This window comes from Phycicoccus sonneratiae, from assembly GCF_016887965.1.
In the GTDB taxonomy this organism is placed as follows: Bacteria; Actinomycetota; Actinomycetes; order Actinomycetales; family Dermatophilaceae; genus Phycicoccus; species Phycicoccus sonneratiae.
Genome location: NZ_JAFDVD010000013.1, coordinates 40,988 through 57,146 on the forward strand (window position 1 = coordinate 40,988; position 16,159 = coordinate 57,146).

Genomic DNA, 16,159 nt, shown 5'->3' on the forward strand with positions numbered 1-16,159 from the left:
CCCAGGAGCGATCCTCGTGATCGAGCTGTCCCGCAAGCAGATCCACATCGACGGCGTGCCCCGAGTCGTCATGGCCGGGGAGGTGCATTACTTCCGCGTCGCGCGCGAGGAGTGGGAGCAGCGCCTCGACCTCGTCGTCGAGGCCGGGCTGACGGCCGTCGCCTCGTACATCCCGTGGATCTACCACGAGCTGCCGGACGGGACCATCGACGTCGAGGGTCGCACCCGGCCCGAGCGCGACGTCGCGGCGTTCGTCGACCTGTGTCGTGACCGCGGGCTGCTGTTCATCGCCCGGCCCGGGCCGTTCGTCATGGCCGAGCTGAAGAACGAGGGCATCCCGCACCGCGTGTACCGCGAGCACCCCGAGGTGGTGCCGACGGGGTGGGACGGGGCGCCGACGACGTCGAGCACCGTCGACTACCTCGCACCGGCCTTCCTCGAGGAGACCGCCCGCTGGTACGCGGCGATCATGCCGCTGCTGGCCCCGCGGCTGCAGCCGCGCGGAGGGAACGTCGTCGCCGTCCAGCTCGACAACGAGGTGGGGATGCTCGCCTGGGTCACCAACACGCCCGACCTCACCGACGACCTCGTCGACCACCTCGGACGCTGGGTGCGCGAACGGTACGCGGGTGCGGGGCCGTTTCCGGTCGAGCCCGGGGGGCCCGGCTGGGCCGAGGTCGTCCGCAGCCCCGAGGAGGCGTGGGCCGGCCCGCTGCGCCGCGACCTCGGTGAGTTCATGCGGGTGCGCTTCGCCGACTACGTCGCCGCCCTGCGGACCATGGCCGAGGAGCAGGGCATCGTCGACGTCCCGTTCCTCGTGAACATCCACGGCACCGAGGGTGGCAGCGGCCAGCCGTTCCCGATCGGCATCAGCCAGCTCGTGCGCACGTACTCCGGTGTGCCGGGCATGGTCTCGGGCAGCGACCACTACATGGGCGAGGCGACGCTCTCGACGATGTCGGACCTCTACGTCATCAACGCGTTCATGGACGCGGTGCACGACGAGGACCAGCCGCTCACGTCGCTGGAGTTCGAGGCGGGGTCGGGCGACTACGGCGCCGGGGCCGAGATGCAGTACGACCCGTCGACGACCGAGCTGAAGACCCGGCTCTGCCTCGCGCAGGGCAACCGGCTCGTCAACTACTACCTCTTCGCCGGCGGCATCAACCCGATGCTCGACGAGCGCGTCGACGACGGCAACGAGCGGCTGTCCTTCACCGGCGAGCGCCACGGCACCGCGGCCCCCGTGGGTCCGGAGGGGCAGCGCGGGTTCGCCTACGAGGCGACCGCGCGGTGCGTGCGGGCGGTGGCGGCCAACGAGCCGTGGCTCGCGGTGATGGACGAGGAGCACGACGACGTCGAGCTCGGGCTGGTGCTCGACGCCTACGCCACCGAGTACCACCACCCCGGGTCGGACCTGATGACCGACGCGGTGACCGACCTCGCCGCCCACCGAGGGGCGGGGCAGCGGCGGGCGCTGGTGCGGTCGCTGCTCATGGCGGGGTACCGGTTCGGGGCGGTGCACCTCGAGGAGCGTTCTCCCCGAGCGGGTTCGGTGCTCGTGCTCGGTGCGGGACGGTACCTGGCGCGGGCCGTGCAGGAGCGCGTGCTGGCGCACGCGGAGGCCGGGGGAGGGGTGCTGCTCCTCGGGCCGGCGCCGGTGCTCGACCTCGACGGGACGCCGTGCACGGTGCTCGTCGACGCGCTGGGGGTCGTGCCGGGCGAGGTCGTGCGCGACACCGGGCACTACTACCCGTCGGTCGTGGCGCAGGGCTGGGCCGCGCCGTGGCCGGAGATGCGGGTCGGCTGGCGCCAGGAGCTGACGCCGTCGCGGGGTGACGCGGTGCTCACCGACGTCTACGGGGCGGTGTGCGGCGTCGACGTGCCGGTGGGGGCGGGGCGCGTGGTGCTGCTCTCGGCCGAGCTGCCGTCCAGCCGCGAGCTGTTCACCCGCGCCGTCGAGCGGCTGGGGGCGACGCCCGGGGTGTCCACCCGGACGCCGTGGCCCGGGGTGGTCACGACGACGACCGCGTCGGAGGACGGGCAGCGGGCGCTGCACGTCATCAACCTGTCGGGGGCCGCGATGCCCGTGGAGGTGACGGTGGACGGACACCCGCTGACCGACGCGGCCCTACGGGTGCCGGCGCGGTCGGGGTACGTCCTGCCGCTCGGGCTCGACGCGGGTGGAGTGCGGGTCGTCGGGGGGACCGGCGAGGTGGCCGGGGTGGAGGAGGGCGCGATCCGCTTCCGGCCGCTGCTCGGCGTGGGTGAGGGGCCGGGGTACGTCGACCTGGCTTCCGGGACGCCCGTGCTGCCGGACGAGGACTACGTCGTGGCGGCCGGGCCGGACGGGTGCGTGCGGGTGACGCCGCTCGACCCCGGTGGGTCACTGGTGTTGCGGCTGGGGTGAGCCGTCGGGGGGCGGGACGCGGGGGGCGGCCCTCCCGGAGCGACATCGGTGGCACGCCGACCGGAGGCAGCGCCATCGGCGCAGGCCGACCGAGGCCGCGAGGTGGACGGTGAGGGTTCGCCCGATCCTTGCTCCCCGCAAGGGACCCCTTGCCGCCCGCAAGGGATTCCTTGCACGTGGCAAGGGATCGCTTGCGGGTGGCACGGAGTGCGCTCGCACCAGGGTGGGGGGTCGAGCCGGCCGGCGAGCGTCGCCGCGACCCCCGCCGCCGTGGCTTAGCGCTCGTCCGGCCCCTCGACGAGGTAGTCGGGCGGGTCGTCGACGTCGGTGACCACCGTCGACGCGTACTCGCCGAGGGTCCGCGCCCGCGGCGCCTCGTCCCACAGCCCCTGCACCCGCCGACGCAGGTCGTACCCGTCCGCGGCGCGCACCACCGGCACCTCGAGCTGCTCGGTGGGCGCCGGGGCGATGTCGTCGGTCGCGACCGGGATGACGTGGCTCAGCACCTGCTCACCGGCCGACAGCTCGCGGATGGCGATGCCGCGCACCCGGTCTGGCCGCCTCGTCGCGAAGTCTGTGTACAGCCGCGGGTCGTGCTGCCCGTCGTCGCCCACGAGCAGCCACCGCACGTTCGGCAGCTCGCGCGCCAGCCGGTGCAGCTGCGCCCGCTTGTGCTCCTGCCCCGAGCGGAACCATCCCGTGTTCGTCGGCCCCCAGTCGGTGAGCAGCATCGGTCCCGCGGGGTACCCGTTGCGCCGGAGGAAGCGGGTCAGCTGCGGCGCGGTGTTCCACGCCCCGGTCGACAGGTAGACCACCGGCGCCCCCGGCTGCGACGCCAGCAGCTCGCGGTACATCGTCGCCATCCCCGGCACCGGCCGGCGCGCCCCCTCCGAGCGGAGGAAGGTGTTCCAGGCCGCGATCATCGGGCGCGGCAGCGAGGTCGAGAGCACCGTGTCGTCGATGTCGCTGATGATCCCGTGCGTCACCTGCGACCCGACGACGAGCACCGGCACGTCGATGGTCTCCGCGCGCGGCGACGAGAGGTAGACGTGGTGCCACCCCGGGGTCAGGCCGTGCCCGCGGATGACGAGGTCGACGAAGCCGCCGCGGTCGGTGCGCGTCGTCACGAGCCGCTCGTTGACCCGCACGGTCACCGGCTCCTCCATCGCCGGTGTCGCCACGAAGGCCCGCCAGCCCCGCGTCTCGAGCTCGACGGCCCGCAGCCGCGCGGCGTACGTGGGCTCCTCGGGCTCGTCCTCCGGCCGGCCCCGCGTGAAGATCACCCGGCCGAACACCCGCAGCTGGCTGGTGCTGCCGTACCCCGTGGACGGCACAATGCGGGTGACCCAGCCGCGCGAGCGCAGGAGCCCGGCCTTGCGCTCGGTGTAGGCGTCCTCGAGGAGGGCTGCCGCGTGCGGTCGCGCCATGGACCGACTCTAGGACACCGCCCTCAGCGCTCCGACAGGTCCGCTCCGGCGGTGCCGCTGAGCACGCCGCGGACCACCTGCTCGGCGAGCACCCGCACCTTGACGTTGCGGTCCTGGGAGGTCTTGCGGAGCACCTGGAAGGCGTCGTGCTCGGGGATGCCGCGCAGCGCCATGATGACGCCCTTGGCCTGCTCGATGACCGCCCGGCTGGCCATCGCCTGCTCGAGCTGACCGGCCAGCCGGCGCATCCCGTCGAGGGCGGTGACGGCGACGACGGCGTCCGCGCACCGGGCCGCGGCCACGCGGACGAGGGCGGCGTCGAAGCCGTCGAAGGCGTCCGTGGCCCACGCGTAGAGGTTGAGCGCCCCGACGCACTCGTCGCCGCTGACGAGCGGCACGGCGAAGAGGCTGCGCATGCCGTCGCGGCGGGAGACCTCGGCGAAGATCGGCCAGCGACCGTCGTCGGTGCACAGGTCGGGCACCATCTGCTCGCGCCGGGAGCGGGCGGCGTCGAGGCACGGTCCCTCGTCGAGCGCGTACTGCGCGGCGTCGATCTCGAGGGTCTGGACGGTCGTGTAGGCCGCCGTGTGCGGGCGGTCGTTGCTGAGGATGGTGACGCCCACCTCGTCACAGCCGTCGACGTGCCGACGGACGGCGTGCACGACGCGTTCGAGGTAGTCGGAGAGCTCCTCCATCGACTCGAGAACACCGGCGAGCTCCTGGCTGAAGCGCTCGAGCAGGACGGCGGCGTCGGTGTCCTCGTCCTCCGGGTGAGGCAGCGCGAGGGTGTCGGTCATGGGATCCTCCGAGGTCACACGGTGTTCGGTGCCGACTGTAGCCCGAGCCCGCGACCTCGTGCCCGGCACGGGTGGTGGGTGCGACGATGGGCCGGTGCCGCGCCGCTACCGGAAGTCCTCGCCGAGCGCGCCACCGGGCTACTTCCACTGGGAGGCCCGGGGGCTGCGCTGGCTCAGTGACGCCGGCGGCGCCCTCGTGGCGGAGGTGCTCGACGTCGGTGAGGACTACCTCGAGCTGCCGCTGCTCGAGGCGGCGCCGCCCACCGCCGCGCACGCCGAGCAGCTCGGGCGCGGGCTCGCCGCCGTCCACGCCGCCGGAGCCGAGGCCTTCGGCGCCGGGCCCGACGGCTGGGACGGGGACGGATGGCTCGGCCCGGTCAGCGAGCTCCTGCCGCTGCGCCTCGGGACGTGGGGGACCTGGGGGTCCTTCGCCGCCGAGGCCCGGGTGCGACCGCTGGCCCGCCTCGGCCACGAGCGCGGGGTCTTCGACGACGAGGGGCTGGCCCTCCTCGAACGGCTCGCCGACACGCTCGCCACGGGGACGCTCGACACCGATGACGGGCCGTCCCGGCTGCACGGCGACCTGTGGTCCGGCAACGTCGTGTGGACGCGCGACGGGGCGGTGCTCATCGACCCGGCCGCCCACGGTGGGCACCGCGAGGCCGACCTCGCGATGCTCCTCCTCTTCGGCGCCCCCGAGCTCGACCGGGTGCTCGCCGCGTACGACGAGGCCGCGCCGCTCGCCGACGGCTGGCGCGACCGCGTCCTCCTGCACCAGGTGCACCCGCTGCTCGTCCACGCCGTGCTCTTCGGCGGGTCCTACGTCCGGCAGGCCCTCGACGCCGCCGCCCGGTACGCCTGAGGCCGGCGTGACGACGCAGCGGCTCAACGCGTTCGGCGCCGGGTGGGACCTCGACGTCTCCGGGCTCGGGGAGCCGATGGCCGGGCGGCTGCGCACCCTGTGGGCCCGGGCGGCGAGCGGACCCGAACCGGGCGGCGAGGTGCTGCCGTACGTCGTGGCGCGCGACGGGGACGACGCGCTGTCCGTCGCCGGTGTGCCACACCGGGCGAGCGACGACGAGCTGCCCTACCTGCTGTCACGCGCCCTGACGATGGCCTCGATCCGGCGGCGCACCGGTCAGTGCCTCATGCTGCACGCGGCGGGGGTGTGCACCCCGGACGGCTCCACGGTCGCGCTCGTCGCGGCCTCGGGCACCGGCAAGACGACCGCCGCCCGGCTCCTCGGGCAGCACCTCGGCTACGTCTCGGACGAGACCGTCGCGGTCGAGGACGACCTCACCGTCCGGCCCTGGGCCAAGCCGCTGTCGGTGCTCGTCGACCCGCGTGACCCGTTCGACAAGACCGAGTCCGGCCCGGATGAGCTGGGCCTGGCCCGCGCTCCTGAACACCTCCGGCTGGGGGCCGTCGTGCTCCTCGCCCGCGACCCCGGGCACGGCGAACCCGTCCTCGAGCCGGTCCCCCTCGTCGAGGCGCTCGCCGAGGTCGTCCCGCAGACATCGGCGCTGCTGCGCCTCGAGCGGCCGATGGAGTCGGTCGTCGCCGCGCTCACCGCCGGCGGGGGGCCGTGGCGGCTGCGCTACTCCGAGGTCGCCGACTGCGTCGACCTCGTCGCCGGGCTCGCCGGGGGGTCCGGGGCGTCCCAGCCCGCCATCCGGTGGACGACCGAGCGCGGCGGGGAGCCGGCGCTGATCGATGACGACGCGTCGGCCGCGTCGGCCCCACCGATGACGCCGGAGCCCCCGGACGTCGACCTCCCCGCTGGCGCGCTCGTGCAGCGCACCTCCTTCCAGCACGCCGTGCACGCCGAGGGGGCCTCGTTCGTCGTCCGGGGTCAGGTGCCGGCCGTCCTCCCCGACCTGGCGTCGACCGTGTGGCGGGCGGCCTCCGAGCCGGTCTCCGTCCGCGACCTCGTCGACGTGGCCGTCGAGCAGCACGGGGCGCACCCCGAGGCCGAGCAGCTCGTCACCGCGACGGTGACGGCGCTGCTGGCCTCGGGGCACGTGGCGCCGGCCGGGGGCCGGCACCCCTGACCGGACCGGGCGCGACAGGGGTGCCCCCGGTCCGGCCGGTCCGGTCTCACGCCCGGGACGCCCGCGGGGTCCCGCGTGAGGTGGTGATGAGTGCCGCGCCCGCGAGGAGCAGCGCCAGGGCCAGGGCCAGGAGGGCCCCCGTCTCGACGCCGGTCTGCGCGAGCTGCGGGGCCGCGGCCTGCGCCGCGACGACGTCGAGGACCGCGCTCGGAGTCACCGAGCCCGCCGGGACGTCCGTGTCACCGGGGGTGTCGGGCGTGCCGGGGTCACCCGGGGTGCCCGGCGTGCCGGGGTCCTCCGTGCCGGGCGGCGAGCCGGTGCTCGACCCCTCGGTCGTCGAGTCCCCGACGACGGAGACCGCGTTGCCGCCGACGGTCACCGGCACCGACACCGGCAGACCCACCTGGTTGCCACCGAGGACCGAATCCTCACCGGTCGTCGACGACGCACCGTCCGTCCCGGACGAGCCCGTCGAGGTCCCGGTCGCGGCACCCTCGCTGTGCGAGTCCCCGACCACGGAGATCGCGTTGCCGCCGACGGTCACCGGCACCGACACCGGAGCGGTGGCCTGGTTGCCACCCCCGGCCGAGTCCTCACCCGAGGTGCTCCCCACCCCTCCGGAGGAGCCACTGCCGGCCGACGAGGCGGCCTTCGAGCCCTCGCTGTCCGAGTCCCCGACGACCGAGACGGCGTTGCCGCCGACGGTCACCGGCACCGACACCGGAGCGGTGGCCTGGTTGCCACCCCCGGCCGAGTCCTCACCCGAGGTGCTCCCCACCCCTCCGGAGGAGCCACTGCCGGCCGACGACGCGGCCTTCGAGCCCTCGCTGTGCGAGTCCCCGAGCACCGAGACCGCGTTCCCGGCGGCGGTGACGGGTGCGGTCACCGCGGCGACCACCTGGTTGCCCCCGAGGAGGCCGTCCGAGCCGGACGTGGTGTCGTCGGCCCACGCGGGGCTGGCGAACAGCACCCCGCCTCCGACGAGGAGGGCCACCTGGAGCCCTCTGCGCATGTAGACGTGCATGATCGTGCGTCCTTTCCTGGATGTTCCGTGGACCCCCGCAGGGCGGGGTCGAGCCGTGCGCCGTCAGGACGGCGAGGGCGCGGATCAGCCAGGGCTGGAGCCGGGGACGAGGGCGGGGCCCGGGACCGGGCTCCGAAGGACCGAGAACACGCGCTCGCTCGCGAGCGGCGGTGCGGCAGAACGGGAGGGGACGAGCGCCGGCCCGGCCAAGCTCAGGCCGCGACCGGCCGAGGACGCCAGCGCGCCGGCCGCCGCGACGCACGCGAGGTAGGGCAGAGCCGGGAGCGGGCCCGGGGCCACGGGCACCGGGGACGACACGACGGCAGCGCCGGACTCGACGGCACCGGCGGCCGGCGGGCGCACCGCGCCGCCCGTCACCGCGAGGGCCGCCGACCCGGGCGCGACGACGCCGGACGCGTCCGACCCGGCCGAGGGCGCGAGCAGCTCGACCGGGGTCGTGGCACCGGGCCGGGCCGAGGTGTCGGGGAGCACACCACCGGGGGCGGGGACCTCGGGGGCGTCGGGCACGACCGGCTCCACGGCGTCCGAGACCGTCCCGACGACGGCGCCGACCGCGCCATCGGCCGTGTCGACCACGCGGGACACGGTGTCGGACACCGTCTTCGACGTCGTATCGACGGTCCGGACGAGCTTCGCGCCGGCCTCGTCGACGAGCTCGCGCCCGGACGTCGTCACCTCACGCGTCGTGCGATCGACCGTCACCGTCGTCTCGCGCACGGCATCGGTCACGGGGCGGACCGGAGTGGCCGCGGTCTGCTCGGCGGCCTTCTCGACCGTGCCGGTGGAGTGGTGCGTGACCTTCTCGACCGTGCCGAGCAGGTCGTCGGTCGTCCGCGTCGCGGTCTCGACACCCTCCCGGACGGAGTCGGTGACGGAGGCGGTCACCTCGGGCTCCACGGCGGCGGCCACTTGGCCGAGGAGGCCCGAACCCGTTGCGGGAGAAGGCTCTTCTGCCTCAGCCCGGGCCGAGCCGAGCAACAGCCAGCACGCGCCGACGACGCCCATCAGGAGCAGGAGCCGGAGGGGCACGCGGACGAACGGCGACGCGGTCATCGGCGAACCTCCCCTCGACGGCTTTCAAGGCCTTCGCACAAACACATCACAATGGATTGGTGCATTTCCATTGTTCCGGCATTTCTTTGCAAAGCCTTTAATTCCGACCCTGTCGACAAAACGACCCCGAACCATCGGCGCGGGCACCCCCGCTCACCGGGGTCCGCGCGGGCCGCGCGGCATACTGGCGCGATGAGCGAGCGTCTCGAGGTCCCCACGTCCGACGGACCGATGCCGGCCCACCTCTGGCGGCCCGAGGCCGGGTCCGGGCCCGGCATCCTCCTGCTCCAGGAGATCTTCGGCATCAGCCCCTACATCCGCCGGCGCGCCGAGGACCTCGCCGCCCTCGGCTACGTCGTCCTCGCCCCCGAGGTCTTCTGGCGGCTCGGCGTGAGCGACGTCGCCAACGGCCCGGACATGCTCGAGGAGGCCATGGGGCTGCTGAACCGCCTCGACTGGGACGCCGCCGTGGCCGACTCGACGGCCGCCCTCGAGTCCCTCCGGGACCGGCCCGAGGTGCGGGGCGGCACGGGCGTCGTCGGGTTCTGCTTCGGCGGCGGGCTCGGGTACGCGGTCGTCGCCGGCGATCCGGCCGACGCGCTCGTCTCGTACTACGGCTCGGCCCTCCCGGGGCTCGTCGAGGCCGTGCCCTCGGTCTCGACCCCGTCCCTGCACGTCTTCGGCGAGTCCGACGCCTACCTGCCGATGGACCAGGTGACGCGCATCCGCGACGCCGTGACCTCCGGCGACGCGCCGGCCGAGGTGAACACCTACCCCGGAGCCGACCACGCCTTCGACAACGACGACTTCGTCAACCACGACCCGGCGGCCAGCGCGGCGGCCTGGTCACGCACCGAGGCCTGGCTCGCGGAGGTCCTGCCGACCGGGGTCGACGCCTGACCTACGGGCAGGTGCAGGGCGAGCCGGCGCAGCGCGGGCACCCGTCGGCGTAGCGCTCGACGGCGGCGGCGAGGTCGACGTCCATCTGGTTCGCCAGGGAGGCGACCCACGCGACGACGTCGGCGAACTCGTGCTCGCGCTGGGCGTGCGTGCCCTTGCGGACGGCCTGGGCCAGCTCGCCGACCTCCTCGGCGAGCCACGCCACCGTGCTGGGGACGCCCCGGGCCCGGTCGCGCTCGCCATAGGTGCGCTCGATGACCTCCTGGAGGCGGGCGAGGTCCATGCGCGGCACCCTACGCGAGCGGCTCAGTTGAGCGAGGCGCCGCCGAGGTCTGTGGGCGTCGGGAGCGCGGCGAACCGGTCGACGATGGCCGTCTCGCGCCCGAGGAGGGAGAGCACGGTGCGCAGGCGGGTGGCGGCGTCCGACCCGTCGAGCACGCGCTGCCGGTCCGCCGGGTCGAGGACCATCCGCTCGGCCACCCGGAACGCGACGTCCTTCGGCCGGGCCTCGACGGGGTCGGCGGTGGCGCCGAGGGTCTCGAGGTACCGCCCGTGGGCGGCGAGCACCCGGGCCGCGAGCGCGACCACCTCGGGGTCGTCGTCGGCGCCGGTGTCCTCGAGCCAGGTGACCGACCCGGTGAGGTAGGTCGTGCCCGCGCCCTCGTCGAGCCCGTCGAGGCGGAACCGGCGGGCACCGCGCGCGACGAGGTGCACGACGGTGCCGACGTCACCGCGCGCGAGCGCCATCGCGTCGACCTTCGCCTCGCACCCGATCTCCTGGAGGTCGGTCGCCGCACCGTCCCCCACCTCGTGCCCCTGACGGATGCGGACGACGCCGAAGCTGCGCTGGTCGTCGGGGAGCGACGCGAGGTGCTGGGCGAGCTCGAGGTAGCGCGGCTCGAAGAGCTGCAGCGGCATCCGGGCCCCGGGCAGCAGCACCCCACCGAGCGGGAAGAGCGGCAGCGCGGCCATGCTCCACTGTAGGCACTCCGGCGGGGCCGTCGAGCCCGTCGCTGCACGGCGCGTGCCCTCACGTCACGACGAAGTACCGGATCCAGACGTAGGGGATGCAGACCGCGATGGTCACCGCGGTGACGACGAGGCCGTACCTCGTGAAGGTCCAGAACGAGATGGGGTGGTCGTTGCGCCTGGCGATGCCGGTGATGACGACGTTGGCGCTCGCGCCGATGGCCGTCGCGTTCCCCCCGAGGTCGGCGCCGAGGGCCAGCGCCCACCACAGCGACTGCTGCGCCGGTGGGAGGCCGGCCCCGGGTCCGACGAGGTCGTGGACGAGCGGGGCCATCGTCGCGACGTAGGGGATGTTGTCGACGATGCCCGAGAGCACCGCCGACCCGCCGAGGATCCCGAGGGCGGCCGGCAGGTAGTTGTCGCCGATCGCGGAGGTGAGGCTCGAGGCCAGCTCGGAGATGACGCCGGCCTTGACCAGCGCCCCGACCATGACGAAGAGGCCCGCGAAGAAGAGCAGCGTCTCCCACTCGACGTCCTCGAGGTACTCGTCCGAGGGCAGCCGCGAGAGGAGCACGGAGGCCCCGGCCCCGAGCAGGGCGACGAGCGAGGGCTCGAGGTGGGTGAGGTTGTGGGTGAGGAAGCCGAGCAGGACGAGCCCGAGGACGACGAGCATCCGGCGCAGCAGGCGGGCGTCGGCGATGGTCTCGCGCGGGGTGAGGGCCATGACCGACGCGGCCCGCTCGGGGTCGTAGACCATCCGGCGCCCCCAGAGGAGCCAGGCGAGAGCGAGGAAGACGCCGAGGAGGACGACGACGATCGGCGCGAGGTTGACGAGGAAGTCGTTGAAGGTCAGGCCGGCGCGGCTGGCGATGATGATGTTCGGCGGGTCGCCGATGAGCGTCGCGGTCCCGCCGATGTTGCTCGCCATCGCCTCCGCGAGGAGGAACGGCACCGGGGCCAGGGCCAGCCGGTCGCAGAGCAGGAGCGTGACCGGGGCGACGAGGAGCACCGTCGTGACGTTGTCGAGCAGCGCCGAGGCCACCGCCGTGATGACGATGAGCAGGGCCATCATCCGGAACGGCCGGGCCCGGGCGCGCTGGGCGGCCCAGATGGCCACGAACTCGAAGACCCCCGTCTGGCGCAGGACGCCGACGATGACCATCATCCCGAGGAGCAGGAAGATGACGTTCCAGTCGACGCCGGTCTCCTCGGAGAAGAAGACGTCGCCCCCGCGCACGACGCCGATGAGCACCATGAGGGCGGCTCCGCCGAGCGCGACCGCGGTGCGGTTGACCTTCTCGGACGCGATGAGGACGTACGCGCCCGCGAAGACGACGACGGCGAGGACGGCGGAGACGGTCACGGCGCCTCGCGGGTGGGGCCGGACTCGTCGGGCGTGCCGCGCAGGATGATGTCCTTCGCGAGGCGGCGCCGGACCAGGTCGCTGTCCTGGCCGGCGGCGGTGGCGACGGCCGCGAGGACCCGCGACATGGTCAGCACGCCCCGGAAGGTGCCGTCGGCGTCCCGGACGACGACGACGGGCGAGTGGGCCTCGTCCATCGCGGAGGCGATCTCGAGGAGGGTGTCCTCGGGGAGGACGGACGGCAGCTTCTTCGCGGTGAGCTTCTCGTCGTCGAGCAGGTCGCCGATCGTCGACTCGTTGAGCCGCCGGCAGAGGTCGTCGGCGCCCGCCTCGTCGTAGGCGTGGACGAGCTTGCGGTCGTCGCGGACCCAGCGCGGCAGGACGAGCCCGAAGAGCTGGCTGCCGGGCACGACGGCGATCGGCTCGCCCGACTCGTCGGCGACGACCAGCCCGGAGAGCCGGTACTCGGCGACGACCCGGGCCGCCTCGGCGCCCGTCGTGGCCCGGGTGACGGTGGGTACCTGTTCGACGAGGTCCTCGGCGCGCATCGGCGGTCCTTCTCTCTCTCCGGTCGGTGGGGTCTCAGCCGGTGAGGCCGAGGGCCCGCAGCGGGGTGGTCGTGGCGGCGGTGAGGACGTCGGCCTCGGGGATGCCGGCGACCTCGATGCACCACCGGACGCAGTCGGCGAGGGTGGAGGTGCTGCCGGCGATCGAGCCGGTGTCGGTGGTCCGGGCGGTGCCGGCGGTGACCTCGACCTCGAGACCGCCCAGCCGGTACCGGCCGTCGCCGAGGCCGGTGGCGGCCATCGCGTCGGAGACGAGGACGACCGACTGCGGCCCGACGGTGTCGAAGACCATGCGGACCACCTCGGGGGCGACGTGCACCCCGTCGGTGATGAGCTCGAGGAGCGCCTCGCCCCGGGCGGCGGCGGCGAGGGCCGCCGCCACCGGACCGCCGGCGCGGTGGTGCAGGGGCGGCATCCCGTTGAACAGGTGGGTGACGAGCGCCGGGGCCCCCTGGAGCTCGGCGACCTCGGCGAGCGTGCGGGCGGTCGTCGCGGCGTCGGCCTCGGTGTGCCCGACCGAGGGCCGGATGCCGAGCTCGACGAGGGTGCGCACGAGGGGGTCGGCGCCGGGGAGCTCGGGGGCGAAGGTCATGTGCCGCAACGCGTCCGGTGCACCCGCGAGGGCTGCGGCCTCGGCGAGCCGCTCGACGAGCGCGGGGTCCGGGAGAGCCAGGGCCGCGGGGTCGTGGGCCCCGCGCCGGCCGTGGGAGAGGAAGGGGCCCTCGAGGTGGATGCCGGCGAGCGTGCCGTCCGCGACGAGCGGGGCGAGCGTGGCGACCCGGGACACGAGGTCGTCGGCGGGGGCGCTGACGAGGCTCGCGACGAGCCGATGGGTGCCGGCCGCGGCGTGGTGCGCGACGGCGGCCCGGCTGCCGTCGGCGGTGTCGCCGAGCTCGGCGCCCGCGGCGCCGTGGCAGTGGATGTCGACGAGGCCGGTCACGCCCCCGACGCTACCGGGCCCCTCCCGGCCCGTGCACAGGTGCGGCGGCTACGGTCCGGTGCCCGTGGACGTCGACGAGGTGTGGCAGCGCGTGCAGCCGGTGGGCGAGGTGTCGCTGAGCGGCCGGCCGGTGCTCGTCGTGCTCCTCGCGGCCCTCGTCGCGGTGGGGGTCGGGCCGGTCTGGCGGGTGCTGCGGCTCGGGGTCACCCTCGTGCACGAGCTCGGCCACGCGGGGGTCGGCATCCTCTGCGGTCGGCGGTTCACCGGGTTCGTCCTGCGCGGCGACATGTCCGGGCACGCGGTGACGGTGGGGCCGGCGCGGGGGTTCGGGCGCGTGGCGACGACGTGGGCCGGCTACCCGGCGCCGGCCGTGGTCGGCGCCGCGGCGGTCTGGCTGGCCGGTCGCGGGTGGGGGCCGAGCGTGCTCGCGGCGGTGCTCGTCGTGCTCCTCGTGGCGCTCGTCCGGTCGCGCTCGGTGCTCACGGCCATCGTGGTGCTGGCGGTCGGGGCGGTGACGGGCTGGCTGTGGTGGTCGGGGTCGGACCGGCTGCACGCCCAGGTCCTCGTCGGCACCGGGGTCGTCCTCGTCGTCGGGGCCTGGCGGCACCTCGGCGCGGTGGCCGGGTCGCGCGACCGGTCGGCGAGCGATGCGGCCGTGCTGGCCCAGCTGACCGGCGTGCCTCGGGTGCTCTGGGTGGTGTCGTTCGCGCTCGTCTGTGCCGGCGCCACCTGGCTCACCGCGAGCACCGTCCTCGCCGCCCTCTGACCCGACGTATTGCGAGTTCCGCCGCCGACACGCCGCGTCGGGGGCATGTCGAGCGGGCGAACTCGCAAGAAGTGGGGTGGTTACTTGACGGAGCCGGCGGTCAGGCCGCCGACGAGGTGCTTCTCGATGAGCGCGAAGAGGATGACGACCGGGACGACGGCGATGACGGACGCCGCGAACAGCTGGTCCCAGTTCTGCTCGTAGCCGGTGACGTAGGACCGGAACCCCACGGTCAGCGGCTTCTTGTCGTCGTCGATCATCAGGGTCAGCGCGACGACGTACTCGTTCCACGCCGCGATGAACGTGAAGATCACGGCGGTGACGAGCCCGGGCAGGGTCAGCGGCAGCATGATGCGCCGCAGCATCCCGACCCGGCCGACGCCGTCGAGCGCGGCGGCCTCCTCGACCTCGAGCGGGATCGAGGAGAAGAACCCGTGGAGGATCCAGATCGCGAAGGCGAGGTTGAACGCCGCGTTCGTGATGATCAGCGCCCCGTAGGTGTTGATCATGTTCAGCTCGAAGAACTGCCGGTAGAGCCCGACGACGAGCGAGGTCGGCGCGAACATCTGCGTCACGAGCACGACGAGGAGGAACACCCCGCGCCCCGGGAACCGGTGCCGCGCGGTCATGAACGCCGCCGGGATGGCCACGAGGATGACGACCGCCGTCGCACCGAGCGAGACGATGAGCGAGGTGAGCAGCCAGTGCGGGAAGCGGCCGTCGGTGAGCACGGTCGTGTAGGTGTCGAACTGCCACACCCGCGGGAGGAACGACGGCGGGGTGGTCTTGACGTCGGTGCTCGTGCGGAAGCTGTCGAGCACCATGACGAGGTAGGGCGCCAGGAACACGAGCGCGACGACCGCCGCGGTGAAGGCGACGAGCCGGGGCCGGCGGACGGTGGTCACCGCGACGTCTCCTCGCGCCAGTTGACGAGCCTCAGGTAGACGAGCACGACGAGCAGGATGACCAGCACGTTGATGATGCCCGTCGCCGCCGACATCCCGACGTCCTTCTCCTGGCTCTTGAACGCGAGCTTGTACATGAAGGTGATGAGGGTGTCGTGCCCGAAGCCGGGGTTGCGGTCGTTGAGCGTGTAGATGATCGGGAAGCTGTTGAACACGTAGATCGTGTTGAGCACGGTGGCGATGAGCATCGCGGGGCGCAGCAGCGGGAAGGTGATCTGCCGCCAGCGCTGCCACGGCGACGCGCCGTCGACCTCGGCGGCCTCCATGACGTCGTCGGGGATCGCGTTGAGCCCGGCGATGAAGACGAAGATCGTGAACGGCAGCGACACGAAGACGCCGACGACGACCATCGAGGCCATCGTGAAGCGGTCGTCACCGAGGAACGAGATGGGCGTCGAGATGAGGTGCAGCTTCATGAGCACGTGGTTGATGAGCCCGTAGTTGCTGTCGTAGAGCAGGACGAACAGCTGGCTCGTGATGACGAGCGAGGCGGCCCACGGCACGATGACCGCCCACCGGACGAAGCGCCGGCCGGGGAAGTCCTTGACGAGCAGCTGGGCCAGGGCCAGCGACAGGACGATGGTGATGGCGACGACCGCCACGACCCAGACGACGGTGTTCTTCAGCACGACCGGGAGGTCGGGGTAGCTGAGCACCTTCGCGTAGTTGTCCCACCCGGCGCTGCCCTTGTAGAGCCCGGTGATCGAGTACTCCGAGCGCGAGGCCCGGAAGAGCATCACCGCCGGGAAGAACACCACCCCGACGATGAGGGCGATCGCCGGGGCGAGCCAGAGCAGCGCGACCGGCGCGCTGACCCGGCCGACCCCGGAGGACCGCCGCCGTGCGCGGGGTCCTCCGGGGGTCGTGCCGGCCGACGGCGCCCGGACGTCGCCGGTCGTCGTCACGT

Annotated in this window: 16 protein-coding genes; 5 read left to right on the plus strand and 11 right to left on the minus strand. The window is 73.9% G+C overall.

Annotation, left to right across the window (positions count from 1 at the left end):
- The first annotated feature begins 16 nt into the window (after positions 1–16).
- Positions 17–2,410, plus strand: a complete 2,394-nt coding sequence (locus JQN70_RS12280) for a beta-galactosidase (RefSeq protein ID WP_307835950.1) — start codon at positions 17–19, stop codon at positions 2,408–2,410.
- Between the two features lie 275 nt (positions 2,411–2,685).
- On the opposite strand, the gene JQN70_RS12285 is transcribed toward JQN70_RS12280, so the two are convergent.
- Entirely contained in the window at positions 2,686–3,837 is a 1,152-nt protein-coding gene (locus tag JQN70_RS12285) for an App1 family protein phosphatidate phosphatase (RefSeq protein WP_204131644.1), read from the minus strand.
- 23 nt (positions 3,838–3,860) lie between these two features.
- Positions 3,861–4,634 carry a GAF and ANTAR domain-containing protein gene (locus JQN70_RS12290; protein WP_204131645.1) on the minus strand — a complete coding sequence of 258 codons (774 nt, stop codon included), beginning with the start codon at positions 4,632–4,634 and terminating at the stop codon, positions 3,861–3,863.
- Between the two features lie 94 nt (positions 4,635–4,728).
- Here JQN70_RS12290 and JQN70_RS12295 point away from each other — a divergent pair, with 94 nt between their 5' ends.
- Positions 4,729–5,496 carry a fructosamine kinase family protein gene (locus JQN70_RS12295; RefSeq protein WP_307835951.1) on the plus strand — a complete coding sequence of 256 codons (768 nt, stop codon included), beginning with the start codon at positions 4,729–4,731 and terminating at the stop codon, positions 5,494–5,496.
- 7 nt (positions 5,497–5,503) lie between these two features.
- Positions 5,504–6,685, plus strand: coding sequence for an ATP-binding protein (locus tag JQN70_RS12300; protein ID WP_204131647.1), 1,182 nt, complete (start codon positions 5,504–5,506; stop codon positions 6,683–6,685).
- Positions 6,686–6,731: 46 nt separating this feature from the next.
- Here the strand turns inward: JQN70_RS12300 and JQN70_RS12305 are convergent, their stop codons facing one another.
- Together JQN70_RS12305 and JQN70_RS12310 are read right to left on the minus strand one after the other, a co-directional pair.
- A complete protein-coding gene (locus JQN70_RS12305; protein ID WP_204131648.1) occupies positions 6,732–7,709 on the minus strand; it encodes a chaplin family protein in 978 nt (325 codons plus the stop codon).
- An 84-nt stretch (positions 7,710–7,793) separates the two neighbouring features.
- Positions 7,794–8,783, minus strand: coding sequence for a hypothetical protein (locus JQN70_RS12310; protein ID WP_204131649.1), 990 nt, complete (start codon positions 8,781–8,783; stop codon positions 7,794–7,796).
- 192 nt (positions 8,784–8,975) lie between these two features.
- Between JQN70_RS12310 and JQN70_RS12315 the strand changes: the two genes are divergently transcribed.
- A complete protein-coding gene (locus JQN70_RS12315) occupies positions 8,976–9,683 on the plus strand; it encodes a dienelactone hydrolase family protein (RefSeq protein ID WP_204131650.1) in 708 nt (235 codons plus the stop codon).
- Between the two features lies 1 nt (position 9,684).
- On the opposite strand, the gene JQN70_RS12320 is transcribed toward JQN70_RS12315, so the two are convergent.
- Genes JQN70_RS12320 through JQN70_RS12340 form a run of 5 tightly spaced genes read right to left on the minus strand, consistent with a single transcriptional unit; the run spans position 9,685 to position 13,521 of the window.
- Positions 9,685–9,966 (minus strand): MazG nucleotide pyrophosphohydrolase domain-containing protein, encoded by a 282-nt coding sequence (locus tag JQN70_RS12320; protein WP_204131651.1) that lies wholly within the window; start codon positions 9,964–9,966, stop codon positions 9,685–9,687.
- 23 nt (positions 9,967–9,989) lie between these two features.
- Positions 9,990–10,655: an LON peptidase substrate-binding domain-containing protein gene (locus JQN70_RS12325; protein ID WP_204131652.1), complete on the minus strand. Its 666-nt coding sequence runs from the start codon at positions 10,653–10,655 to the stop codon at positions 9,990–9,992.
- A 58-nt stretch (positions 10,656–10,713) separates the two neighbouring features.
- Positions 10,714–12,015, minus strand: a complete 1,302-nt coding sequence (locus tag JQN70_RS12330; RefSeq protein ID WP_204131653.1) for an ArsB/NhaD family transporter — start codon at positions 12,013–12,015, stop codon at positions 10,714–10,716.
- Positions 12,012–12,563 carry a CBS domain-containing protein gene (locus tag JQN70_RS12335; RefSeq protein ID WP_204131654.1) on the minus strand — a complete coding sequence of 184 codons (552 nt, stop codon included), beginning with the start codon at positions 12,561–12,563 and terminating at the stop codon, positions 12,012–12,014. Before JQN70_RS12335 ends, JQN70_RS12330 begins: the two co-directional genes overlap by 4 nt.
- A 34-nt stretch (positions 12,564–12,597) precedes the next feature.
- Positions 12,598–13,521: an N-acetylglucosamine-6-phosphate deacetylase gene (locus JQN70_RS12340; RefSeq protein WP_204131655.1), complete on the minus strand. Its 924-nt coding sequence runs from the start codon at positions 13,519–13,521 to the stop codon at positions 12,598–12,600.
- A gap of 64 nt (positions 13,522–13,585) precedes the next feature.
- On the opposite strand from JQN70_RS12340, the gene JQN70_RS12345 reads away from it, so the two are divergent.
- Positions 13,586–14,287 (plus strand): M50 family metallopeptidase, encoded by a 702-nt coding sequence (locus JQN70_RS12345; RefSeq protein ID WP_307835952.1) that lies wholly within the window; start codon positions 13,586–13,588, stop codon positions 14,285–14,287.
- 80 nt (positions 14,288–14,367) lie between these two features.
- Here the strand turns inward: JQN70_RS12345 and JQN70_RS20145 are convergent, their stop codons facing one another.
- Complete coding sequence (locus JQN70_RS20145; RefSeq protein WP_307835953.1) at positions 14,368–15,192, minus strand: carbohydrate ABC transporter permease; 825 nt, start codon at positions 15,190–15,192, stop codon at positions 14,368–14,370.
- Positions 15,189–16,157 (minus strand): carbohydrate ABC transporter permease, encoded by a 969-nt coding sequence (locus JQN70_RS12355; RefSeq protein ID WP_204131657.1) that lies wholly within the window; start codon positions 16,155–16,157, stop codon positions 15,189–15,191. Before JQN70_RS12355 ends, JQN70_RS20145 begins: the two co-directional genes overlap by 4 nt.
- Positions 16,158–16,159 lie beyond the last annotated feature (2 nt).